Genomic DNA, 21,288 nt, shown 5'->3' with positions numbered 1-21,288 from the left:
GGCGACTGTCGATCTCGTCGTGGGTCTGCGTCATGGTCGTGAGGCGGGAGACACTCGCCGGCAGCCGCGAACAAGGAGACACCGATGGAATACATGATTCTGATTCACGAGGGTGAGACCGCCGAGACCCCGCAGCCGGGCTCGCCCGGGTTCGAGACCTACATGGCCGACTGGATGGCCTACAACCAGAAGCTCATCGACGGCGGCAACTTCATCGGCGCCGGGCGCCTGCAGCCGAGCCTGACGGCCACCACGCTGAAGCGTTCGAGCGGTGCCGACCAGCTCATCGACGGGCCCTTCGCCGAGACGAAAGAGCAGCTGGGCGGCTACTACCTGGTGACGGCGGCCGATCTCGACGAAGCACTCTCTCTCGCGGCGGCCATGCCCATCGACGACGTCACGCTCGAGGTGCGGCCGATCGCGTTCCGGCCCGAAGCGCTGTGAGCCGTCGCCGTGCCTGATCGGGCCTGAGGTGCCGCCGTTGACGACCCCCATCGCCGAGGCGGTCACCCGGCTGGCGCACGAGCAGAGCGGCCGCGTCGTCGCCCTGCTCGCGCACCGCTTCTCCGACCTCGATCTCGCCGACGAGGCGGTTCAGGATGCCCTGCTCTCGGCGAGCCAGTGGACGACGGTGCCCGACAATCCGGCCGCCTGGCTGTACACCGTCGCGCGCAACAACGCGATCGACCGGCTGCGGCGGGCGGCGGCCGAACGTCGCCGCCTCCGCGCGGCGGCGCCCGACCTCCTGGCGGCCGGCCTCGATGCCTCGGGCGATACGAGGTCGCCGGGTGAGGATGCGGAGGCGGAGGAGGAGGTTGCCGTGGATGACGACAGCGGCCCGGGCGATGAGGCCGACGAACAGGTGCGGTTGATGCTGCTCTGCTGTCACCCGGCACTCGATCGCAGCGCGCAGGTCGCTCTGACGCTGCGACTCGTCGGCGGACTCACGACGGCCGAGATCGCGGCCGCTCTCCTGGTGCCCGAGGCGACGCTGGCGCAGCGCATCGTGCGGGCGAAACGCAAGATTCGCGACGCGGGCATTCCCCTCAGCATGCCGGCCGACCTCGACGGCCGCATCGAGGTGCTGCTGACGGTGCTGTATCTCGTGTTCAACGAGGGATACCTGGCGCGCGGCGGTCGGCCGGGCATCCGGGTCGACCTCGTCGACGAGGCGATTCGGCTGACCAGGCGAGCTCGGGATGTTCTGCCCGAATCGGCCGAGGTCGAGGGGCTGCTGGCGCTCGAGCTGTTCACCCACGCGCGCACCGGCGGCCGGCAGACCGCTGCGGGCGAACTCGTGCTGCTCGCCGACCAGGACCGCACGCGGTGGAACCTCGATCTCGTCGCTGAGGCGAACGTCGTGCTGGCGGATGCGCTGCAGAGGCTGAAGCCGGGTCCGTTCCAGCTGCAGGCAGTGGTCTCGGGTTCGCACAGCACCGCGCGCACGGCGGCCGACACCGACTGGGCGATGATCGCGGGCGCGTACCGCCAGCTCGCCGTACTGGCCCCGTCGCCGATCGTGTCGCTGAACCACGCGGTGGCGGTGTCGATGGCCGACGGTGCCCGGGCGGGGCTCGCGATGCTCGATGCCGTCGACGGTCTCGACGAGTACTACCTGCTCTGGGCAGCCAGGGGCGAGATGCTCGAGCGAGCCGGCAGCCGCCCGGAGGCGATCGATGCCCTGCGGCGGGCGCGGGCTCTCGCGCTGAACCCGGCCGAGCAGCGGCACCTCGACCGACGCCTGGCGGCGCTCGGTGCGCCCGGCGACGGCGCAGGCGACGGAGGCCGCGGTGGAGGCCACGATGGAGGCCACGCCGACGTCAGCCGCGCGGTCGACGGCAGGCGCGACGACGCCTGACGTAGCCGCCCGAGAACACCCCGGTCAGAACAGCGGCCACGGCACGGCGGGCATCTCGCCGCGCGGCGAGGGAAACGTGCCGCGCGACACCAGGCGCTCGCAGCGACGGCCGAGGGCCGCAATCTCGACGCCGGTGAGCAGCGCGGCGAGGCCGCGGCCGAGTTCACCTTCGACGCCCTGTCGAACCCGCTCGACGCCCTGCAGCTCGTCGTCGGTCAGCTCTTCGCCGAGCCAGCCCCACAAGACGGTGCGCAGCTTGTGCTCGTGGTGGAAGGTGAGGCCGTGGTCGATTCCGTGGCGGTGGCCGTTCGGCATGGCGAGCACGTGGCCGCCCTTGCGGTCGGCGTTGTTCGCCACCACGTCGAACACGGCCATGCGGCGCAGCGCGGGGGAGTCCTCGTGGATGAGCGACACCAGGGCGTCGTTCTCGTCGCGGCCGTCGAACACCTGGCGCCAGCCCGACTCGGGTACGTCGTTCGCCGAGACGAGGTCGACGGCATCCTGTTCGGGGTCTGCGTCTTGCCACAGCTGCACCATGCCGGGGCCGAGGGGGCCGTCGCGCAGCCAGGTGCGCGGAACCACATTCCAGCCGAAGCCCTGTGAGACGAGGTAGGCGGCGACCTCGCGCCGGGCGAGGTTGCCGTCGGGAAAGTCCCACAGCGGGCGTTCGCCCGACACCGGCTTGTAGACCACCTGCGTGTCACCGATCATGCCCACGAACACGGCGTTCGACGCCGACACGATCTGGCCGGTGAGTTCGAGGTCGTCGGCGAGAGCATCCGGATGCCCGCCCGCAGCCTGAGGCGAGGAGGCCGTCTGTTCGGCGCGAGCCGGATGCTCGGCGTCAGTCGTCACTGAGATCCGTGAGGGCTGCGCAGATGTGCCCGCCGGCGTCGATCGGGGCGCCACAGAGCGGGCAGAGCGGCCGGCCGGCGCCCACGATCTCGCGGGTGCGCTTGGCGAAGGCCCGCGCCGTTCCGACGGGTGCGCGGATGACGAGCATCTCGGGCGGGTCGATCACGAGCGTCTCATCGTCAGACTCGATGGCCTCTTCGACGTCGCTCTCGCTGAACGGGAACGCCTCGATGACGATCTGCAACGTCGACGGATCCCAGCCGAGGCTCATCGCCCCGGTTCTGAACTGCTCGTCGACAGGCTCGAGCGGGTCGTTGTCGACGAGCTCGACGGGCGTCTGCGCGGGAACGCTGAACGGGTTGCCCTCTGCAGACATCAGCTCGTCGAGAATCTCGTCGATCTTCTCGGCGAGCAGGGCAGACTGCTCTTTCTCGAGCGCGACGCTGACGATCTGCGGCCCGGTGCGCACCTGCAGGTAGAAGGTACGCGAACCGGGGTGGCCGATGGTTCCGACGACGACGCGGTCGGGCCAGGTGAACTCGTGCACGATTGTGGGCATACAGCTATTTTACGAGCCGGATTCGGCGGGCATCCCCGGGCCGGCCCCACCGCCGACCGCTGCGTCGGCCTCGGGGGCGGGCGCGCGCAACCACGACAGGTCGCCCGAATCGGTGTTCGTGGCGACCACGTCGGGCCGGTCGGTGCCGTAGCGCACGATCGAGACGGATGCCGGGTTGATACTGATGCGCTGAAACAGGTCGAGGTGCATTCCGAGGGCATCGGCCAGAATCGACTTGATGATGTCGCCGTGGCTCACCGCCGCCCACACCACGCCTGGCCCGAACTCGGCCTCGAAGGCGGCGTCGTGGCGCCGGATCGCTGCCACCGAGCGGGCCTGCATCGCGGCAAGCGACTCTCCGCCCGGAAAGACGGCGGCCGACGGCTGGGTCTGAACCACCGACCAGAGCTTCTCCTTCGACAGCTCGGCCAGCCGGCGCCCCTGCCACTCGCCGTAGTCGCACTCGGTGATGCCGCGCTCGACGAGGGTCGGCGGCCTGTCGGCGTGCGCATCGACGATGAACTTGGTCGTCTGCCGGCAGCGCTCGAGCGGGCTCGTCACCACGGCGACCAGCGGAACCACCGCGAGCCGCTCGGCCGTGCGGGAAGCCTGCCGCCGCCCGGTCTCATCGAGCCTGACGCCCGCCGTGCGCCCCGCGAGCACGCCGCTCGTGTTGGCGGTGGTGCGGCCGTGCCGCACCAGTATCACTGTGCCCATGCCCCGAGCCTAGCCAGCCCGACCGTCAACCCGGCACCGATCGGTCGCTCAGGCGCCGACGTAGGCGGCCAGGTGCTGGCCGGTTAGCGTGGAGCGGTCGGCGACGAGCGCCGCGGGCGTGCCCTCGAAGACGACGAGACCGCCGTCGTGACCGGCGCCGGGGCCGAGGTCGATGATCCAGTCGGCGTGAGCCATGACGGCCTGATGGTGCTCCACCACGATGACCGACTTGCCCGAGTCGACGAGGCGGTCGAGAAGGCCGAGCAGCTGCTCGACGTCGGCGAGGTGCAGCCCGGTGGTCGGCTCGTCGAGCACGTAGATGTCGCCCTTCTCACCCATGTGGGTGGCGAGCTTGAGTCGTTGACGTTCGCCGCCCGAGAGCGTGGTGAGCGGCTGGCCGAGCGCCACGTAGCCGAGCCCGACATCGGCGAGCCGCTTCAGAATGGTGTGGGCGGCCGGAATGCGCGCCGCACCGGAGCCGAAGAACTGCTCGGCCTCGCTCACCGGCATGGCGAGCACCTCGCTGATGTCGCGCCCGCCGAAGTGGTACTCGAGCACCGAGGCGTCGAAGCGCTTGCCCTCGCACTCCTCGCAGGTGGTGGCGACACCGGCCATCATGCCGAGGTCGGTGAAGATCACACCCGCCCCGTTGCAGGTCGGGCAGGCGCCCTCGGAGTTCGCGCTGAACAGCGCCGGCTTGACGCCGTTGGCCTTCGCGAACGCCTTGCGAATGGGCTCGAGCAGCCCGGTGTAGGTCGCCGGGTTGCTGCGCCGCGAGCCGCGGATGGCGCTCTGGTCGATCGAGACGACCCCGGCGCCGGCCGGAATCGATCCGTGCACCAGTGAACTCTTGCCCGATCCGGCGACACCCGTGATCACCGTGAGCACCCCCAGCGGAATGTCGACGTCGACCCCGCGCAGATTGTGGGCCGTCGCCCCGCGGATCTCGAGCGCGGCCGTCGGCGTTCGCACGGCATCCTTCACCGCCGCTCGGTCGTCGAAGTGCCGGCCGGTGATGGTGTCGCTCGCGCGAAGGCCCTCGACGGTGCCCTCGAAACACACCGTTCCCCCTGCCTGGCCCGCACCTGGCCCGAGGTCGACGACGTGGTCGGCGATGACGATCGTCTCGGGCTTGTGCTCGACGACCAGCACCGTGTTGCCCTTGTCGCGCAGCTGCAGCAGCAGCGTGTTCATACGCTGGATGTCATGCGGATGCAGCCCTGACGTCGGCTCGTCGAACACGTAGGTGACGTCGGTCAGCGACGACCCCAGGTGCCGGATCATCTTGACCCGCTGCGCCTCGCCGCCCGAGAGGGTGCCCGACGGCCGCTCGAGCGAGAGGTAGCCGAGCCCGATCTCGGCGAACGAGTCGAGAATGTGCTGCAGGCCGGCCAGCAGCGGTGCCATCGACGGTTCGTCGAGCCCGCGCACCCACTCGGCCAGGTCGGTGATCTGCATGGCGCAGGCGTCGGCGATGCTGACGCCGTCGATTCGGGATGACCGTGCCGCCTCGCTCAGGCGCGTGCCGTCGCATTCGGGGCAGACGGTGAACGTGATCGCGCGGTCGACGAACGCCCGGATGTGCGGCTGCATCGCTTCGCGGTCTTTCGAGAGCATCGACTTCTGCACGCGGGGAATCAGCCCCTCGTAGGTGAGATTCACGTTGTCGATCTTCACCTTGACAGGCTCGTGGTAGAGCAGGTCGCGCATCTGCTTGGCGCTGTAGTCGCGGATGGGCATGTCGGGGTCGAAGAAGCCCGAGCCGCTGATGATGCGCACCATCCAGCCGTCGCCGGTGTAGCCGGGCACCGAGATCGCGCCCTCGTTCAGCGACTTGCTGTCGTCGAAGAGCTGCGTGAGGTCGAAGTCCGACACCGCGCCTCGCCCCTCGCACCGCGGGCACATGCCGCCGGTGCGGGTGAAGGTCTGCCGCACGGCCTTGGTGCTGGCGCCCTTCTCGACCGTGATCGCGCCGCTGCCGCTGACCGAGGCGACGTTGAACGAGTAGGCGTTCGGCGAACCGATGTGCGGCATCCCGAGCCGGGAGAAGAGGATGCGCAGCAGCGCGTTCGCATCGGTCGCCGTTCCGACGGTCGAGCGCGGGTCGGCGCCCATGCGCTGCTGGTCGACGATGATGGCGGTGGTGATGCCGTCGAGGGCATCGACATCGGGCCGGGCGAGCGTGGGCATGAAGCCCTGCACGAATGCGCTGTAGGTCTCGTTGATCATGCGCTGCGACTCGGCCGCGATGGTGCTGAAGACGAGAGAACTCTTGCCCGAGCCCGACACGCCCGTGAACACGGTGAGGCGTCGCTTCGGAATCTCGACGGTCACGTCTTTGAGATTGTTCTCCCGTGCGCCCTGCACTCGGATGAGGTCGTGCACGTCGGCGGCATGGGGTGTGGTCATGGCAGCCACTGTAGCGCCGAGCACCGACGCGACGCTCCTCGGTTCGTGCTCGCTGCTGGAGGGCATCCGGCCGGTCGCGCTCGAGCATCCGGCTGGCGGCGGCCGGGCGTAATAGACTTTCGGGAGTCCTCCCCCCGTAGCTCAGCGGAAGAGCAAATGGTTTCTACCCATCAGGCCGGGGGTTCGAATCCCTCCGGGGGGACAACGGGTGTTCGACGCGCTGGCTGCGCCCGCGTCAGCGCGCCGCGCCGGCCTCGATCTGGCGTTCGATGTCGTCGACGTCGTTCAGCACACGCTGCGTGTCGAGCGCACCCGTCGGAACGGGCGGCGCGCTCGGGGCCGGCGTGCTGCTCAGCGAGGTGGAGTACAGCGCCGGGGCCGCGGCCGCGGGGCGTGCCGCTGTGGCGGTGTTGGGCTGCACGGCTGCCGACGCAGCCGGCACACCGGGTGCCGACGAAGCCGCCGCAGACGCGCCCGCGGTGGTTCCGGCCGCTACGGCACCGGTGGGCGGGGTCGCAGCGGTGGGCGCCGCATACTGCTCGTGGTGCTGCTGGGCGACCCAGGCGTCTTGCTGCTCGCGCAGCACGCCCTCGGCGTCGACCGACTTGGCCTTCCAGCGCTCGATGTCGGCCTGGAACGAGCGACGTGTGCGGCCCGGACGGTGCTGCCACTCGACGAGCTGGTCGCGAAACTGGATGACGGCGGGCTCGATCTGGTAGCCGAAGGTGGCCGAGTTGCGCTTCATCTCGGCGAGCGAGTACGAGGCCCAGTCGGCGGCGAGCGTCGAGCTCTTGATGGGCAGTAGGCGCACCTGGATGTCGGCCTGGCCCGTGGCTCGGTCTGACAGCACCTGCTCCTGCGGGGTCAGCGAGTTCCACACCGAGGCCTGCTCGGCGGCGTCGACGAGGGCGCCGATCGCGGCGACCTTCAGTTCGCGGTCGCGGTTCGACAGGAGGCGCTTGATCGACCCGCTCGCGATCCACGCGGCGAGCAGGCCCGCCACGATGATCGATGCGGCCGGCACGGCGATACTCGTGATGACGTAGGCGCCGCCGTCGGTGTTAGCCCAGTTGAGAAAGTTGCTCCACCATTCCATGCGAGAAGAGTAACCCCGCGTTCAGCGATTGGCCGCGAACGCGCCGGGTGTGGCGCGAGGGCACCGCGACGAAGCGGATCGAGGCGCCGCGTCGAAGCGGATGGGGGCACCGCGCGCGGCAGCGATCGGGCGGCCGCACCGCCGCGACACGGTGCAGCGTCAGGCTCACGGCCTCACAGGAAGCAGAGCATGGCGTCGTCGATCGACGCGAAGTGACCGAGCCCGACGACCTGTCGTGTTGACGCGATGAGCCGCCGGGCCTCGAAGCGAGACGGTTCGGCCCCTTCGATGTACCCGGCCAGGGTGCCGTCGGAGCGCAGCACGCGCCACAGCTCTGGCCGCACCTGGCGAAGGGTGGGGGTGAGATAACGAGTGGTCTGTGGTGCCATGGTGTGCCTCCTGTTCGGAGCGCCGGCCCGGTCGGTTGATGTCAGTCACGCTACGGGCAGCCACTGACACTGGCGGCGACGTACGCTTTATGCATGCAAACCTTCGTTCTGGCCGGTGGCTGTTTCTGGTGTCTCGACGCGGTGTACCGCACCCTGCAGGGCGTCTCCGACGTCGTCTCCGGCTATACCGGGGGCAGCACGACGAACCCGAGCTACGAGGCCGTCTGCACCGGCCGCACGGGTCATGCCGAGGCGGTCGCGGTCACCTTCGACCCCGACGTCATACCGGCCGACGTCATTCTCGACGTCTTCTTCACGCTGCACGACCCTCGGCAGCTCAACCGGCAGGGCAACGACGTCGGCACCCAGTACCGCTCCGCCATGTTCTACGCCTCGGCCGAGCAGCGGGCTCTTTTCGAAGAGAGCGTCACTCGCGCCGCCGAGCTGTGGGACGGCCCGGTCGCCACCGAGATCGCACCGCTCGAGGATTTCTACCCCGCCGAGCAGTACCACCAGGACTTCTTCGCGAAGAACCCCGGCCAGGGCTACTGCATGGCGGTCGCCCTGCCGAAGGTGAACAAGGTGCGCAAGAGTTTCTCGTCATACGTCAAGGCCGCCTGACGACTCTTCCCGCGTTCTCCGCCTTCTCCCCAGACGCGGGCATCCGGATGCTCTGCACAATCTCCTGGCGGGCGTGCTCCGGCGCGAACGCACCGGTGCACACTCGTGGCAGCGGGTCGACCGGGCCCGCACCGCGGCCAGAGCGGCCCCGACGTGACCCAGGAGAGTACCCATGCCAGACACCATTTCGCTGACCGGAGTCGTTGCGACCGATCCGCGGCACATCACCACCAATGAGGGCCTCGAGATCACCAGCTTCCGGCTGGCGTCGAGCCAGCGCCGGTTCGACAAATCGCGAAACTCGTGGATCGACACCGGAACGAACTGGTACACCGTGACCGCCTTCCGCCAGCTCGCCGCGAACATGGCCGGTTCGCTGAACAAGGGCGACCGCGTGGTCGCCTCGGGCCGACTGCGCGTCAGGGAGTGGACCAACGGGGAGAAGAACGGCACGACCATGGAGATCGAGGCCGAGGCGCTCGGGCACGACCTGTCGTGGGGCACCGCGAGTTTCTCGCGCTCTCTCGGCTCGTCGGCCTCCGGTTCGGGTGCGAGTGGCGGGCTCGGCGGCGCCCCCGGCGGGGGAGCGAGTGCTGGTGGCGAGTCGGCTTCCGCCTGGGGTGTGCCTGGCTCGCCGGGCACACCAGATGCCTTCCCGCCGACTCCCTCGACGAGCTCGTCAGACGGATTCGTGCCCGACCAGCCGGCCGAGAGTCGCACAGCCGACTCTGAGCTTTACTCGGCCTAGGCTCACCTAGACTCTTTCATGGCCCGGGGAGCCGAATCTGACGAGCGGAGAATTCATGCCCAGTGCACGACACAGCGGGCGTCTTGTCACTGCCGCTCTGGCAGCGGCGGTTCTCGTGACGGCGCTCGCCGGCTGCACGTCGGGCCCGGGGCCTGAGCCGGGCCCGGAGCAGACCACGGCGGCACCGACGGGTTCACCGACCGCGACCGCGGCACCCGTCTTCACGCCGAACGGCACGGCCGCCGACAACCTCGCCTTCTTCGACTACACGAACAACCAGACGATCCAGGCGGCGGGTGCGGCCAACCAGACCCCCGACGGAGTGGCCTTCACCACGGCGCTGCGCGCGGCCGGGTTCTCGGTCGCCGACATGCAGGTCACGCCCGACATCACCACCGTCGGCGTCAAGGCAGATTCGATCCAGTTCTCGGTCGCGATGCAGGGCCAGTGCCTCATCGGGCAGTACGGTTTCGGCGAATACCACAGCCTGGTCACCCCCGTGCTCGGCTCGGGCACGTGCCTGATCGGTGAGACCCGCCCAATAGACTGGTAGCCATGGCCGAATACATTTATTCCATGGTGCGCGCCCGCAAGGCCGTGGGCGACAAACTGATTCTCGACGACGTGACGATGGCGTTCCTGCCCGGCGCGAAGATCGGGGTCGTCGGCCCGAACGGCGCCGGCAAGTCGACCATCCTGAAGATCATGGCGGGGCTCGACACCCCCAGCAACGGCGAGGCCAAGCTGAGCCCCGGCTACACGGTCGGCATCCTGATGCAGGAGCCCGAGCTCGACGAGAGCAAGACCGTGCTCGAGAACGTGCAGGAGGGTGTCGGCCCGATCAAGGCGAAGGTCGACCGGTTCAACGAGATCTCGGCCGAGCTCGCCGACCCCGACGCCGACTTCGACAAGCTGCTCGAGGAGATGGGCACCCTGCAGGAGCAGATCGACGCCGAAGACGCGTGGGATCTCGACTCGCAGCTCGAGCAGGCGATGGATGCCCTGCGAACCCCGCCGGGCGACGCCAGCGTCAAGAACCTCTCGGGCGGCGAGAAGCGCCGCGTGGCGCTGACCAAGCTGCTGCTGCAGAAGCCCGACCTGCTGCTGCTCGACGAGCCCACCAACCACCTCGACGCCGAGAGCGTGCTCTGGCTCGAACAGCACCTGGCCAAGTACCACGGCGCCGTTCTCGCCGTCACACACGACCGGTACTTCCTCGACCACGTGGCCGAGTGGATCGCCGAGGTCGACCGTGGACACCTGTACCCCTACGAGGGCAACTACTCGACGTACCTCGAGAAGAAGCAGGAACGCCTGATGGTGCAGGGCAAGAAAGACGCCAAGCTCTCCAAGCGCCTCGCCGAAGAACTCGACTGGGTGCGATCGAACGCGAAGGGGCGCCAGGCGAAGTCGAAGGCCCGCCTCGCACGCTACGAAGAGATGGTGACCGAGGCCGAGCGCACCAGGAAGCTCGACTTCGAGGAGATCGTCATTCCCGTCGGTCCGCGCCTCGGCTCGCAGGTCATCGACGCGAACAAGCTGCACAAGGCGTTCGGCGAGCGGGTACTCATCGACGGTCTCAGCTTCACGCTGCCGCGCAACGGCATCGTCGGCGTGATCGGCCCGAACGGCGTCGGAAAGTCGACCCTGTTCAAGACCATCGTGGGCTTCGAGCCACTCGACGGCGGCAAGCTCACCATCGGTGAGACGGTCGACATCTCCTACGTCGACCAGGATCGTGGCGGCATCGACCCGAAGAAGACGCTGTGGGAGGTCGTCTCCGACGGGCAGGACTACATTCAGGTCGGCAAGACCGAGATTCCCTCACGCGCCTACGTCTCGACTTTCGGCTTCAAGGGCCCCGACCAGCAGAAGGCCGCTGGCGTTCTGTCTGGCGGTGAGCGCAACCGGCTGAACCTCGCGCTCACGCTCAAACAGGGCGGCAACCTGCTGCTGCTCGACGAGCCGACGAACGACCTCGACGTCGAGACCCTGGGCAGCCTCGAGAACGCGCTGCTCGAGTTTCCCGGCTGTGCCGTGGTCATCACACACGACCGGTGGTTTCTCGACCGCATCGCGACCCACATCCTCGCCTACGAGGGCACCGACGAGAACCCGGCACAGTGGTACTGGTTCGAGGGCAACTTCGAGGCGTACGAGCAGAACAAGATCGAACGCCTGGGCCCCGACGCGGCGAAGCCGCACCGCTCGGCCTACCGCAAGCTGACGCGCGACTGACCCCGTGAGACTGCACGTACCCACCCGCCTGCGCTGGTCAGACCTCGACGCCTACGGGCACGTCAACAACGTGCAGATTCTGCGGCTGCTCGAGGAGGCGCGCGTGCACGCCTTCTGGGCGGCCGACGATCCCGGTGTCGAGCTGGCGACGTCGCAGACGGGCGACACCACGGTGCGCACGGCGATCGACGGCACGTCGATGGCGGTCATCAACGGCGAGCTCGGCTCTGCCACGCTCACGCTGGTGGCGCACCAGGAGGTCGAGTACCTGGCTCCGATTCCGTACCTGCGACAGCCGCTCGACCTGCACCTGTGGATCTCGAGACTCGGCGGAGCGAGCCTTGAGCTGTGCTATGAGGTGTGGAGTCCGGAGGGGGTCGAGCCGGGCATCCTGTACACCCGTGCGGCGACGACGATCGTGCTCGTCGATGCCGAGACACAGCGCCCGCGTCGCATCACGCCGGCCGAGCGCGAAGCGTGGCAGCCGTACATCGACGCTCCGGTCGTCTTCGCCAAGCGCCGCTAGCCGGCGCGGCTCGGCCCAGCACGGCGCGGGTAGGTCGTCTTCGCAAAGCGCCGCCGAGCGCCGCCAGCCGGTTCGCGTAGGTCGTCTTCGCCAAGCGCCGCCACGCGCCGCCGAGCGCCGCGCGTCAGTCGAGCGAGGTGCCGAGCGGCACCCGCACCATGCCCTCCTGCGCCACCGTCGCCATCAGCACGCCCGAGTGGCTGTACATGCGCCCCGTTCCGAGCCCGCGCCCGCCCTGGGCGCTCGGCGACTCCTGCAGGTAGAGGAACCACTCGTCGACCCGTCCCGGTCGGTGCCACCACATCGCGTGGTCGAGGCTAGCCGAGCTGAGCCCCGGTGTCATCCAGGCGATTCCGTGCCGGCGGAAGATCGGCTCGAGCAGCGCGTAGTCGCTCGCGTAGGCGAGTGCGGCGCGGTGCAGGTTGGGGTCGTCGGGCAGAGGGCCGACGGCCTTCATCCAGATCGCCTGGTACTCGACCCGTTCCGGGTCGGCGGTGAGGTAGATGGGCGTGCCGACGTGCCTGATGTCGAACGGCCGGGCGTACGCCCAGTTCTGCGCAATGGGGTGCTGGATGTGCCCCAGCTGGTCGGCGATCGACGGCAGTGACTCGGGGTCGGGCAGCCCGGCCGGCATGTCGATCTGGTGATCCATTCCGGGGCCAGCCGTCTGGAACGACGCGATCATCGAGAAGATCGGCAACCCCTTCTGGTAGGCCTGTGTTCGCCGGGTCGAGAACGACCGCCCGTCGTGGATGCGGTCGACCGAGAACGTGATGGGCGAGGCGACGTCGCCGGGCCGCAGAAAGTAGCCGTGCAGCGAGTGCGCGGCGCGGTCGGCCTCGACCGTGCGGGTGGCCGCGATCAGCGTCTGCGCCAGCACCTGGCCGCCGAAGACGCGGCCGTGGGCCGTCCACTGCGAGGGGCCCGTGAAGATGTCTTCGCTGGTGCGCGCGCCGGTGTCGGTGAGGTCGAAGGCAGCCAGCAGGTTCGAAATCGGGTCGCCGCCGCCGGGTGTCACAGGCATCCCCGGGTCGTGTTCGGCCAGCTGGGTCATATCGTCTCCTTCACGGTACGGCAACGGTCGGTTTCAATGAACGCGCGCGGCCGTCACCTTCTGTAGTTTAGAAGCTGATGGTTCACTCTTTTTCGCTCGTCGACGCGCTTTCCTTAGGAGATCTCAAGGTCTTCCTGGGCAGAGCGGCGCGGCTCGGCACCGGATCGGTGCGGCTGATCGGCGGGCAGGGCGTTCTCGCGGTGTACGCGTCGGTGCTGGCGCCCAAGGGGTTGCTGGATGACGCACCGACCGTTCTCGGCCTGCGCACGTTCGCACTGACCGACAAGACGGTGAGTTTCGACGAGATCGTGTCGATCAGGGCCTTTCTCGAACGTCTCGCGCTGCTGTCGGTCGTGGTGAACGACGAGCCCGGCCCGGTCGAGATCTCCCTGCCGCCGTCAGAGGGTCTCGTGGCGTGGGCCGGCATCTCCCCGCCGCGTGGCGGCTGGAAGAACCTGGGCACGGTCGACGCGGCCGTGCTCGAGAAGTCGGCCGGTGAGGGCATCTCCGAGGTCGCCGCGGCCCTGCCGCCCGACACCGGTGAGCAGATCGTGCACAAGGTTCGCTCGCAGATCTGGGGCCGGGCGATTCCGGCCATCGAGCGGCCCACGGCGGCCGGTGCCGCGTTCGCCGCTGTCAGCCTCGGGTTCCTGCGCCACGACGACCCGGTGGCGCTCTACGAGTCGGGCCCCTGGACCAGGCTCACAACCCGGCGCGGCCACGTACTGACCCGCTGACGTCTGCGCAGCACACTCGAAGCACGCCCCCGCCAGTGCTCGCTCAGAGCACGGCCACCGGTGCCGGCTCAGCCCGCCGCCACGCCCGATCAGAGCGCCCTCGCTGAGCCCGCTCAGAGCGCCGCCGCCACCGCCCGCCCGGCCTGCCGCCCCGAGAAGATGCAGCCGCCGAGGAACGTTCCCTCGAGCGCACGGTAGCCGTGCATCCCGCCGCCCCCGAAGCCGCTGGCCTCGCCTGCGGCGAACAGTCCGTCGATGGGCCGGCCCGACGCGTCGAGCGCGCGCCCGGCGAGGTCGGTCTCGATGCCGCCCAGCGACTTGCGCGTCACGATGTGCAGCTTCACCGCGATCAGCGGCCCGGCCGACGGGTCGAGTAGTTCGTGCGGCGACGCCACCCTGATCAGTTTGTCGCCGAGATAGTGGCGAGCCCCACGCACGGCCGTGATCTGCAGGTCTTTGGTGAACGGATGCCCAATCTCGCGGTCTCTGGCCCGAATCTCCTTCTCCACCTGCGCGGAGTCGAGGGGGGCGTCGCCGCTCAGCCGTTGCATACCGGCCAGCAGAGTCGGCAGGTCGTCAGCCACCACGAAGTCGACGCCCTTCTCCTTGAACGCCTCGATCGGCCCCGGTGCGCCGGGCCCGACACGCTTCGCCAGCAGCCGCAGGTTCTTGTCGGTCAGGTCGGGATTCTGCTCGCTGCCCGACAGCGCGAACTCCTTCTCGATGATCTTCTGCGTGAGCACGAACCAGGTGTGGTCGTGGCCCGTGGCCACGATGTGCTCGAGGGTGCCGAGTGTGTCGAACCCCGGGAACAGCGGAACCGGCAGGCGCTTTCCGGTTGCGTCGAGCCACAGCGACGACGGCCCCGGCAGAATGCGGATGCCGTGCATTGGCCACACCGGATCGAAGTTCGTGATGCCCTCGGTGTAGTGCCACATGCGATCGGAGTTGATGAGGTGCGCTCCAGCCGCCGCACTGATGCCGAGCATCCGGCCGTCGACGTGCGCAGGCACGCCCGACAGCATGGATGCCGGGGGAGTGCCCATGCGTTTCGGCCAGTTCTCGCGCACGAGCTCGTGGTTGCCCCCGATGCCGCCGCTCGTCACGATGACGGCCGACGCCCGCAGCTCGAACTCGCCGGTCACCGTGCGGGAGCTCGAGACCCCGCGGCCGACGTCAGACGGCTCGAGAACGCCGCCGCGCACCCCCACCACCCGAGCGCCCCCGCCCCGCGCCGCCGTGCCGCCCGCGCTGCCGCTCGCCGCGCCACCGCCGCCATGGCCGCCACCCGCACCCTCCGCCGCCTCGACGACCAGCTCATCCACGCGGTACCGGTGCCGCATCGTCACCAGTCCGTCGCGCACCCCCTGCGCCACCCGCGCGGCGAACGGAGCCACCACCCCCGGCCCCGTGCCCCAGGTGATGTGGAAGCGCGGCACCGAGTTTCCGTGCTCGGTCGCCGTGTAGCCGCCGCGTTCGGCCCACCCCACGATCGGAAACCAGCGCACGCCCTGCTCGTGCAGCCATGCCCGTTTCTCGCCGGCCGCGAACTGCAGGTATGCCTCGGCCCAGAGCCTCGGCCAATGGTCTTCGGGCCGGTCGAAGCCGGCGCTGCCGAACCAGTCCTGCCGGGCGAGTTCGAGCGAGTCATGCACGCCGAGGCGCCGTTGCTCGGGGCTGTCGATGAGAAAGAGTCCACCGAACGACCACCAGGCCTGTCCGCCGAGCGACGCGGCCGGCTCCTGTTCGACGATCGTGACACGTCTGCCAGCCTTCAGCAGCTCGGCCGTGGCGACGAGGCCGGCGAGGCCCGCTCCCACCACGATCACGTCGGTGTTGTCTTCGGTGGCCATCTGAAACGTCCTCGTTCCGGTCGGTGGTGCTGGTCGTGCGGGGGCTACTCGTCGAACGTGTTCACCATGGCATGCGCGGCTCGTTCGAGGTAGTCCCAGAGGGTCGCCTCCTGAAGCGGCGGCAGCTCGAGCGAGAGCACGGCACTGTGCATGTGGCCGAGCCAGCGGTCACGGGCATCCGGATTCACCTTGAACGGGTTGTGCCGCATGCGCAGCCGGGGGTGGCCGCGCTGCTGGCTGTAGGTCGTGGGGCCGCCCCAGTACTGCTCGAGAAAGCCCGTGAGCCGCTGGATGGCACCCTCGAGATCGTCTTCGGGGTACATCGCGACGAGCACCGCGTCGCTGGCGACACCGGCGTAGAACGCACGCACGAGGCGCTCGAACGTCGGCCGGCCGCCGACCTGCTCGTAAAACGTGTCGCCCCCGCCGACCACGGCATCGCCCCCGCTTGTGGCGCCGGGCTTCGTCGCGGTGGGGATGACCGCAATCAGCGGCCGCGCAGACGGCGCTGTGGGCGTGGCATTCTCATCGGTCATAGACGGGCCTCAACTGTTCATCGGTGGATTCTTGGGAACGCGCAGTCCGGTCACCGAGGTCGCACCCTCGAAGCCTGTGAGCACGATGCTGTTCAACGAAGGCAGCTTGACGCCCATCTCGTCGAGCGAGACCTTCAGGCGCATCCGCAGTTCGCGCGCAACGTCGTCTTTCGAGTTGCTGCGGGTCTTGACCACGAGCCTCATCACGAGCGCCTCGGCCGAGATGCTCTCGAGGCCCCAGATCTCGGGCTTCTCGATGATGCGCGAACGCCACTTGGGGTTGGCCGCGAGGTCGTTCGCCGTAGCCAGCATGCGCGCCTGAACGGCGTCGACGTCGGTGTCGTACGGAATAGCCAGGTCGATGATGACCCGCGCCCAGCCCATCGACATGTTGCCGACCCGCAGAATCTCGCCGTTGCGCACGAACCACAGCGTGCCGTTCACGTCGCGCACCGTCGTCACCCTGATGCCGACCGCCTCGACCACCCCGGTCGCCGGGCCGAGGTCGACAACGTCGCCCACGCCGAGCTGGTCTTCGACCACCATGAACAGGCCGTTGAGCATGTCTTTGATGATGTTCTGGGCGCCGAAACCGAGCGCCGCGCCGATCACACCGGCCGAGGCGACGAGGGCCGTGACCTGAAACTGCAGCTCGCCCAGCACCATGATGAACGCGAACACCACGATCGCCCAGGTGATGAAGTTCGACAGAACGCTGCCCATCGTGCGGGTGCGCTGAACCACCCGCACGGCCGCGACTGGCGAGGCCATCAGGGCCTGAGTGTCTTGGGCGTCGTGCTTGTTCTTCACGCCCGTGACGATGCGCTTGACGACCCGGTCGACCGATTTCAGCAGGATGAGCCGCACCACGATCGCACCGACGATGATGATGACGATGTTGATCAGATGCTGGTAGGTGCCGTAGAAGTCGCTCACGTTCTTGAAGAAGTCACTCATATGCCGCCCATGCTAACGAGCGCCGATCAACGAAGGCTGACCGGCGCCCGTGGCTCTCGTCGCCTGCCTACTCCGCGTCTTTCGCCTGAGCCGCGAGGGCCCGGTCGACGCCGGCGAGGTTCTCGACCACGAGACGGCGCAGCGCGGCCGGCTGCGGGTCGGTGTCGAGCCAGGCCTGCGTGGCATCGCGGAGCTCCCGGCTCGCCAGGCCGCTCGGGTACAGCCCCGTGATCAGTGTCGCGGCGATCTGGTAGGTGCGCGTCTCCCAGAGCTGCTGCACCACCTCGAAGTACTTCGCGATGTACGGCTGCAGCAGCGCGTCGTCGTTCGCGCGCTGAAAACCGACGGTGGTCGCCCGCACGATGAGGTTCGAGGCGTCGTCGGTGTCGACGAGCGACGCCCACGCCCGTGCCTTCGCCTCGGCGGTGGGTATGGATGCCCGGGCGCTCGCCGCGCTCTGGGCACCCGATGCCGTGTTGTCGGCCGCGAGGGCCGCGTCGATCTGCGCCTCGCCCGCCTTGCCGCCGGCCACCAGCGAGGTCAGCAGATCCCATGTCAGGTCGGTGTCGATCTCGAGCCCGTCGAGGTGCGTCTCGCCCTCGAGCAGCGACTGCACGATGGCCAGGCTGTCGTCTGACGTGGCGGCCGCGGCGAAGAACTTCACGAACTGGAACTGTTCGTCTGACCCGGGCGTCGCGTTGCGCGCCAGCGCCCACAGCTCGGTCGCGACCTCGGCTCGCGCGTCGTCGCGGTAGGAGGGCGCGACGTAGAGCCCCGCCGTCAGCACCACCTGGTTCAGCGCCGTGCGCAGCGTGGTGCTCTCGTCTTCAGTGGCGATGTTGCCCAGCACCAGGCGCACGAAGTCGCGCGGGCGGCTCTCGGCGTCGCGCGTCGCATCCCACGCCGAACCCCACACGATCGAGCGGGCGAGCCCGTCTTCGATCGCACCGAGGTGCGCGATCGCCGTCGCGAGCGACTGGTCATCGAGGCGGATCTTCGTGTAGGCGAGGTCGTCGTCGTTCAGCAGCACCAGGTCGGGGCGCGTCAGCCCGATGAGCTCGTCGACCCCGGTGAGTTCGCCCGCCACGTCGAGTTCGACGCGGTGGTTGCGGATCAGCGCGCCCTCGTGCATGTTGTAGAACCCGATGGCGAGACGGTGCGGGCGGATGGTCGGCCACTGCTCGGGCGCCGTCTGCTCGATGGCGAAACGGGTGATCACCCCGTCGGCGTCGGTCTCGATGGTCGGGCGCAGCGTGTTCACGCCGGCCGTCTCGAGCCAGAGCTGCGACCACTCGGTGAGGTCACGGCCGCTGGTGTCTTCGAGCTCCGCCAGCAGGTCTTTCAGCTCGGTGTTCGAGTAGGCGTGCTTCTGGAAGTACTGGCCCACGCCGGCGAGGAACTGCTCCTGGCCCACCCAGGCGACGAGCTGCTTCAGCACCGACGCGCCCTTCGCGTAGGTGATGCCGTCGAAGTTCACCTGCACGTCGTCGAGGTCGGTGATGTTGGCGAAGATGGGGTGCGTCGAGGGCAGCTGATCCTGGCGGTACGCCCAGCTCTTCTCGGTGGAGGCGAACGTCGCCCACGCGCCGTGCCACTCGGTGGCCTCGGCCGTGGCGAGGGTGGAGATGTACTCGGCGAACGACTCGTTGAGCCAGAGGTCGTTCCACCACTTCATGGTCACGAGGTCGCCGAACCACATGTGGGCCAGCTCGTGCAGGATGGTCACGACGCGGCGCTCGCGCTGGGCATCCGTCACCTTCGAACGGAACACGTAGGCCTCGGTGAACGTGACGGCCCCCGCGTTCTCCATGGCGCCGGCGTTGAACTCGGGCACGAAGAGCTGGTCGTACTTGGCGAACGGGTACGGGTAGCCGAAGGCCTTCTCGTAGAACTCGAAGCCCTGGCGGGTCTTCTCGAACACGTAGTCGGCGTCCATGAACTGCGAGAGGGATGCCCGCGAGAAGACGCCGAGCGGAATGACGCGGCCGTCGCTCGAGGTCAGCTCGCTGCGCTCGACGACGTACGGGCCGGCGACGATCGCCGTGACGTAGGAGGAGAGGATGGGCGTGGTCTCGAAGCTCCACGTGGCCTTGCTGTCGCCGATCGACTCGGGCTCGGGCGTGGGCGAGTTCGACACGACCTGCCAGTAGTCGGGGGCCGTGACGGTGAAAGTGAACGTCGCCTTCAGGTCGGGCTGCTCGAACACCGCGAACACGCGGCGCGAGTCGGGCACCTCGAACTGGCTGTAGAGGTACACCTCGTCGTCGACGGGGTCGACGAAGCGGTGCAGGCCCTCGCCGGTGTTCGTGTACAGCGCGTCGGCCACGACGGTGAGGATGTTCTCGTCGGCCAGGTCGTCGAGCTGGATACGCACGCCGTCGCTCACGGTCTCGGGGTCGAGGTCGCGGCCGTTCAGCAGCACCGAGTGCACGTTCTTCGTGATGGCGTCGATGAAGGTCGAGGCGCCCTGCTGTGCACTGAACCGAACCGTAGTGGTGCTCAGAAAGGTCTCTGCGCCCTGGGTGAGGTCGAGCGAGACGTCATAGCTCTGAACCCTGACCAGCCCCGCTCGTTCGTGGGCTTCGACGCGGGTGAGATTTTCTCCAGGCAACTGATGTTCTCCGTACGTTGATGATGGTGAGCCCCCGCGCTGCTTCGTGGGCGGCCGGGTTCTTTATCGCCAACCAGCCTAGCCCTCGGCCCCTCCCCTAAACTTGGGGGCATGCGCATTCACCTCGGCACTGACCATGCGGGGCTCGACTTCAGCCGCCATCTGTTCGAGCACCTCACCGCGGCCGGCCACGATGTCGTCGACCATGGCCCCACCTCGTACGATCCCATCGACGACTACCCCTCGTTCTGCATCAACGCCGCGCTCGCCGTCGTGCGCGACCAGCAGGCGGGCGTCGAGGCTCTCGGCATCGTCTTCGGCGGGTCGGGCAACGGCGAGCAGATCGCCGCCAACAAGGTGCGGGGCGCCCGTGCGGCCCTGGTCTGGAGTGAGGCGACAGCCCAGCTGGCCCGCCAGCACAACGACGCCAACCTCATCGCCATCGGAGCCCGCCAGCACACCGTCGACGAGGCCGTCGCCTTCATCGACACCTTCATCAACGAGCCGTTCTCGCTCGAAGAACGGCACGTGCGCCGCATCGCCCAGCTCGCCGAATACGAGGCGACCGGCGCGATCGCGGGCATCCACGTCGGCGCTGACGTCGATGCCTGAGGGTCATTCCGTTCACCGCATCGCGCTGCAGTTCGAGCGCGACTTCGTCGGCCACCGCGTCGCGGCCAGCTCGCCGCAGGGCCGCTTCGCCGAGGGTGCGGCCGAGATCGACGGCACGCGGATGCTCGAGGCCCGCGCCGTGGGAAAGCAGATGTTCCTGCGTTTCGAGGGTGACCGCTGGCTGCGCATCCACCTCGGCATCTACGGCGCCTGGGACTTCTTCGGAATCATCTCGCCCATCACCGACGAGTCGGAGGCGCTCGGCTCCATCGGCGCCCCACGGCTGCGCCGGGCGGTGCGCATGGCCGAGACCGAGCACACCCAGGACGTCGACCTCGAAACCTTTCCACCGGTGCCGGTCGGTGCCGTGCGGGTGCGGCTCGCAACCGACGAGAGCGTGGCCGACCTGCGAGGGCCGACGGCCTGCGAGGTGATCGACCCGGCCCAGCTCGCCGAGGTCATCGACCGGCTCGGGCCCGACCCCGCCACCGATGACAGCCCGGCCGCCGAAGACCGGTTCGTCGAGCGCCTGCGCAAGAAGCCGACGCCGGTGGGGCAGCTTCTCATGGACCAGTCGGTCGTCAGCGGAATCGGCAACGTGTACCGCGCCGAGATGCTGTTCCGGGCGCGGCTCAACCCGCACACGCCCGGCAAGAAGGTCACCGAAGAGCAGGCGAGGGGGCTGTGGCGCGACTGGGTCTACCTGCTCGACCTCGGCATCCGCACCGGCCAGATGCTCACGATGGACGGCCTCGACCCCGAGGCGCAGAAGCTCGCGCTCGCCAACCGCGAAGACCGGCACTGGGTGTACAAGCGGGAGGGGCTGCCGTGCAGGGTCTGCGGAACGCACATCGTCATGGAGATGATGGCAGCCCGCAAACTGTACTGGTGCCCGTTCGACCAGAAGTGAGA

21 protein-coding genes and 1 tRNA gene are annotated in these 21,288 nt (G+C 68.7%); 11 read left to right on the top strand and 11 right to left on the bottom strand.

Translation table 11 applies throughout. The features are described from left to right. Positions 1–84 precede the first annotated feature (84 nt). A complete protein-coding gene (locus V3W46_RS06890) occupies positions 85–444 on the top strand; it encodes a YciI family protein (RefSeq protein WP_331782351.1) in 360 nt (119 codons plus the stop codon). 37 nt (positions 445–481) lie between these two features. Continuing rightward, positions 482–1,858, top strand: coding sequence for an RNA polymerase sigma factor (locus V3W46_RS06885; protein WP_331782350.1), 1,377 nt, complete (start codon positions 482–484; stop codon positions 1,856–1,858). A gap of 24 nt (positions 1,859–1,882) precedes the next feature. On the opposite strand, the gene V3W46_RS06880 is transcribed toward V3W46_RS06885, so the two are convergent. Genes V3W46_RS06880 through V3W46_RS06865 form a run of 4 tightly spaced genes read right to left on the bottom strand, consistent with a single transcriptional unit; the run spans position 1,883 to position 6,398 of the window. Then, positions 1,883–2,713 carry an SCO1664 family protein gene (locus V3W46_RS06880; protein WP_331782349.1) on the bottom strand — a complete coding sequence of 277 codons (831 nt, stop codon included), beginning with the start codon at positions 2,711–2,713 and terminating at the stop codon, positions 1,883–1,885. Then, on the bottom strand, positions 2,703–3,272 hold the full coding sequence (locus tag V3W46_RS06875; protein WP_331782348.1) for a DUF3090 domain-containing protein: 570 nt from the start codon (positions 3,270–3,272) through the stop codon (positions 2,703–2,705). The genes V3W46_RS06880 and V3W46_RS06875 overlap by 11 nt, the downstream gene beginning before the upstream one ends. 9 nt (positions 3,273–3,281) lie before the next feature. Further along, positions 3,282–3,989 (bottom strand): histidine phosphatase family protein, encoded by a 708-nt coding sequence (locus V3W46_RS06870; protein ID WP_331782347.1) that lies wholly within the window; start codon positions 3,987–3,989, stop codon positions 3,282–3,284. Positions 3,990–4,037: 48 nt separating this feature from the next. Further along, the gene (locus tag V3W46_RS06865) at positions 4,038–6,398 is read right to left on the bottom strand and encodes an excinuclease ABC subunit UvrA (RefSeq protein ID WP_331782346.1); all 2,361 of its coding nucleotides are present in this window, start codon (positions 6,396–6,398) and stop codon (positions 4,038–4,040) included. A 130-nt stretch (positions 6,399–6,528) separates the two neighbouring features. On the opposite strand from V3W46_RS06865, the gene V3W46_RS06860 reads away from it, so the two are divergent. Beyond that, a tRNA-Arg gene (locus tag V3W46_RS06860) sits at positions 6,529–6,600 on the top strand. Between the two features lie 33 nt (positions 6,601–6,633). On the opposite strand, the gene V3W46_RS06855 is transcribed toward V3W46_RS06860, so the two are convergent. After that, entirely contained in the window at positions 6,634–7,494 is an 861-nt protein-coding gene (locus V3W46_RS06855; RefSeq protein WP_331782345.1) for a hypothetical protein, read from the bottom strand. 173 nt (positions 7,495–7,667) lie between these two features. Then, positions 7,668–7,883 carry a hypothetical protein gene (locus V3W46_RS06850; RefSeq protein WP_331782344.1) on the bottom strand — a complete coding sequence of 72 codons (216 nt, stop codon included), beginning with the start codon at positions 7,881–7,883 and terminating at the stop codon, positions 7,668–7,670. Between the two features lie 93 nt (positions 7,884–7,976). Here V3W46_RS06850 and msrA point away from each other — a divergent pair, with 93 nt between their 5' ends. The 5 genes from msrA (at position 7,977) to V3W46_RS06825 (ending at position 12,016) form a co-directional block, all read left to right on the top strand. Continuing rightward, entirely contained in the window at positions 7,977–8,504 is a 528-nt protein-coding gene (gene msrA, locus V3W46_RS06845; RefSeq protein ID WP_331782343.1) for a peptide-methionine (S)-S-oxide reductase MsrA, read from the top strand. A gap of 172 nt (positions 8,505–8,676) precedes the next feature. Beyond that, positions 8,677–9,252, top strand: coding sequence for a single-stranded DNA-binding protein (locus V3W46_RS06840; protein ID WP_331782342.1), 576 nt, complete (start codon positions 8,677–8,679; stop codon positions 9,250–9,252). A gap of 55 nt (positions 9,253–9,307) precedes the next feature. Continuing rightward, a complete protein-coding gene (locus V3W46_RS06835) occupies positions 9,308–9,805 on the top strand; it encodes a DUF6993 domain-containing protein (RefSeq protein WP_331782341.1) in 498 nt (165 codons plus the stop codon). Positions 9,806–9,807: 2 nt separating this feature from the next. After that, positions 9,808–11,490 carry an energy-dependent translational throttle protein EttA gene (gene ettA, locus V3W46_RS06830; protein ID WP_331782340.1) on the top strand — a complete coding sequence of 561 codons (1,683 nt, stop codon included), beginning with the start codon at positions 9,808–9,810 and terminating at the stop codon, positions 11,488–11,490. A 4-nt stretch (positions 11,491–11,494) separates the two neighbouring features. Continuing rightward, entirely contained in the window at positions 11,495–12,016 is a 522-nt protein-coding gene (locus V3W46_RS06825; RefSeq protein ID WP_331782339.1) for an acyl-CoA thioesterase, read from the top strand. A gap of 124 nt (positions 12,017–12,140) precedes the next feature. Here V3W46_RS06825 and V3W46_RS06820 read toward each other — a convergent pair whose 3' ends face one another. Continuing rightward, positions 12,141–13,070, bottom strand: a complete 930-nt coding sequence (locus V3W46_RS06820; RefSeq protein WP_331782338.1) for an acyl-CoA thioesterase — start codon at positions 13,068–13,070, stop codon at positions 12,141–12,143. A gap of 77 nt (positions 13,071–13,147) precedes the next feature. On the opposite strand from V3W46_RS06820, the gene V3W46_RS06815 reads away from it, so the two are divergent. After that, positions 13,148–13,807: a hypothetical protein gene (locus V3W46_RS06815; protein ID WP_331782337.1), complete on the top strand. Its 660-nt coding sequence runs from the start codon at positions 13,148–13,150 to the stop codon at positions 13,805–13,807. A gap of 113 nt (positions 13,808–13,920) precedes the next feature. Here V3W46_RS06815 and V3W46_RS06810 read toward each other — a convergent pair whose 3' ends face one another. The 4 genes from V3W46_RS06810 to pepN form a co-directional block, all read right to left on the bottom strand. After that, the gene (locus V3W46_RS06810) at positions 13,921–15,660 is read right to left on the bottom strand and encodes an FAD-binding dehydrogenase (protein WP_331782336.1); all 1,740 of its coding nucleotides are present in this window, start codon (positions 15,658–15,660) and stop codon (positions 13,921–13,923) included. 44 nt (positions 15,661–15,704) lie between these two features. After that, positions 15,705–16,196: a globin gene (locus V3W46_RS06805; protein ID WP_443069946.1), complete on the bottom strand. Its 492-nt coding sequence runs from the start codon at positions 16,194–16,196 to the stop codon at positions 15,705–15,707. A 9-nt stretch (positions 16,197–16,205) separates the two neighbouring features. Next, positions 16,206–17,153, bottom strand: coding sequence for a mechanosensitive ion channel family protein (locus V3W46_RS06800; RefSeq protein ID WP_331782335.1), 948 nt, complete (start codon positions 17,151–17,153; stop codon positions 16,206–16,208). Between the two features lie 67 nt (positions 17,154–17,220). Beyond that, on the bottom strand, positions 17,221–19,764 hold the full coding sequence (gene pepN / locus V3W46_RS06795) for an aminopeptidase N (protein WP_331782334.1): 2,544 nt from the start codon (positions 19,762–19,764) through the stop codon (positions 17,221–17,223). A gap of 111 nt (positions 19,765–19,875) precedes the next feature. Here pepN and V3W46_RS06790 point away from each other — a divergent pair, with 111 nt between their 5' ends. Beyond that, positions 19,876–20,376, top strand: a complete 501-nt coding sequence (locus V3W46_RS06790) for a ribose-5-phosphate isomerase (protein ID WP_331782333.1) — start codon at positions 19,876–19,878, stop codon at positions 20,374–20,376. Beyond that, the gene (locus tag V3W46_RS06785) at positions 20,369–21,286 is read left to right on the top strand and encodes an Fpg/Nei family DNA glycosylase (RefSeq protein WP_331782332.1); all 918 of its coding nucleotides are present in this window, start codon (positions 20,369–20,371) and stop codon (positions 21,284–21,286) included. The genes V3W46_RS06790 and V3W46_RS06785 overlap by 8 nt, the downstream gene beginning before the upstream one ends. Positions 21,287–21,288 lie beyond the last annotated feature (2 nt).

This window comes from Subtercola sp. YIM 133946, from assembly GCF_036553535.1.
Classification (GTDB): domain Bacteria; phylum Actinomycetota; class Actinomycetes; order Actinomycetales; family Microbacteriaceae; genus Subtercola.
Note: the sequence above shows the minus strand (reverse complement) of the source record. Positions and strands in the feature narration are given on the sequence as shown.

Coding starts and splice junctions, on each gene's coding strand:
- V3W46_RS06890 (WP_331782351.1), top strand. CDS start 85: ATGGAATACATGATTCTGATTCACGAGGGTGAGACCGCCGAGACCCCG.
- V3W46_RS06875 (WP_331782348.1), bottom strand. CDS start 3,272: ATGCCCACAATCGTGCACGAGTTCACCTGGCCCGACCGCGTCGTCGTC.
- V3W46_RS06870 (WP_331782347.1), bottom strand. CDS start 3,989: ATGGGCACAGTGATACTGGTGCGGCACGGCCGCACCACCGCCAACACG.
- V3W46_RS06865 (WP_331782346.1), bottom strand. CDS start 6,398: ATGACCACACCCCATGCCGCCGACGTGCACGACCTCATCCGAGTGCAG.
- V3W46_RS06855 (WP_331782345.1), bottom strand. CDS start 7,494: ATGGAATGGTGGAGCAACTTTCTCAACTGGGCTAACACCGACGGCGGC.
- V3W46_RS06850 (WP_331782344.1), bottom strand. CDS start 7,883: ATGGCACCACAGACCACTCGTTATCTCACCCCCACCCTTCGCCAGGTG.
- msrA (WP_331782343.1), top strand. CDS start 7,977: ATGCAAACCTTCGTTCTGGCCGGTGGCTGTTTCTGGTGTCTCGACGCG.
- V3W46_RS06840 (WP_331782342.1), top strand. CDS start 8,677: ATGCCAGACACCATTTCGCTGACCGGAGTCGTTGCGACCGATCCGCGG.
- V3W46_RS06835 (WP_331782341.1), top strand. CDS start 9,308: ATGCCCAGTGCACGACACAGCGGGCGTCTTGTCACTGCCGCTCTGGCA.
- ettA (WP_331782340.1), top strand. CDS start 9,808: ATGGCCGAATACATTTATTCCATGGTGCGCGCCCGCAAGGCCGTGGGC.
- V3W46_RS06820 (WP_331782338.1), bottom strand. CDS start 13,070: ATGACCCAGCTGGCCGAACACGACCCGGGGATGCCTGTGACACCCGGC.
- V3W46_RS06815 (WP_331782337.1), top strand. CDS start 13,148: ATGGTTCACTCTTTTTCGCTCGTCGACGCGCTTTCCTTAGGAGATCTC.
- V3W46_RS06810 (WP_331782336.1), bottom strand. CDS start 15,660: ATGGCCACCGAAGACAACACCGACGTGATCGTGGTGGGAGCGGGCCTC.
- V3W46_RS06805 (WP_443069946.1), bottom strand. CDS start 16,196: ATGACCGATGAGAATGCCACGCCCACAGCGCCGTCTGCGCGGCCGCTG.
- V3W46_RS06800 (WP_331782335.1), bottom strand. CDS start 17,153: ATGAGTGACTTCTTCAAGAACGTGAGCGACTTCTACGGCACCTACCAG.
- V3W46_RS06790 (WP_331782333.1), top strand. CDS start 19,876: ATGCGCATTCACCTCGGCACTGACCATGCGGGGCTCGACTTCAGCCGC.
- V3W46_RS06785 (WP_331782332.1), top strand. CDS start 20,369: ATGCCTGAGGGTCATTCCGTTCACCGCATCGCGCTGCAGTTCGAGCGC.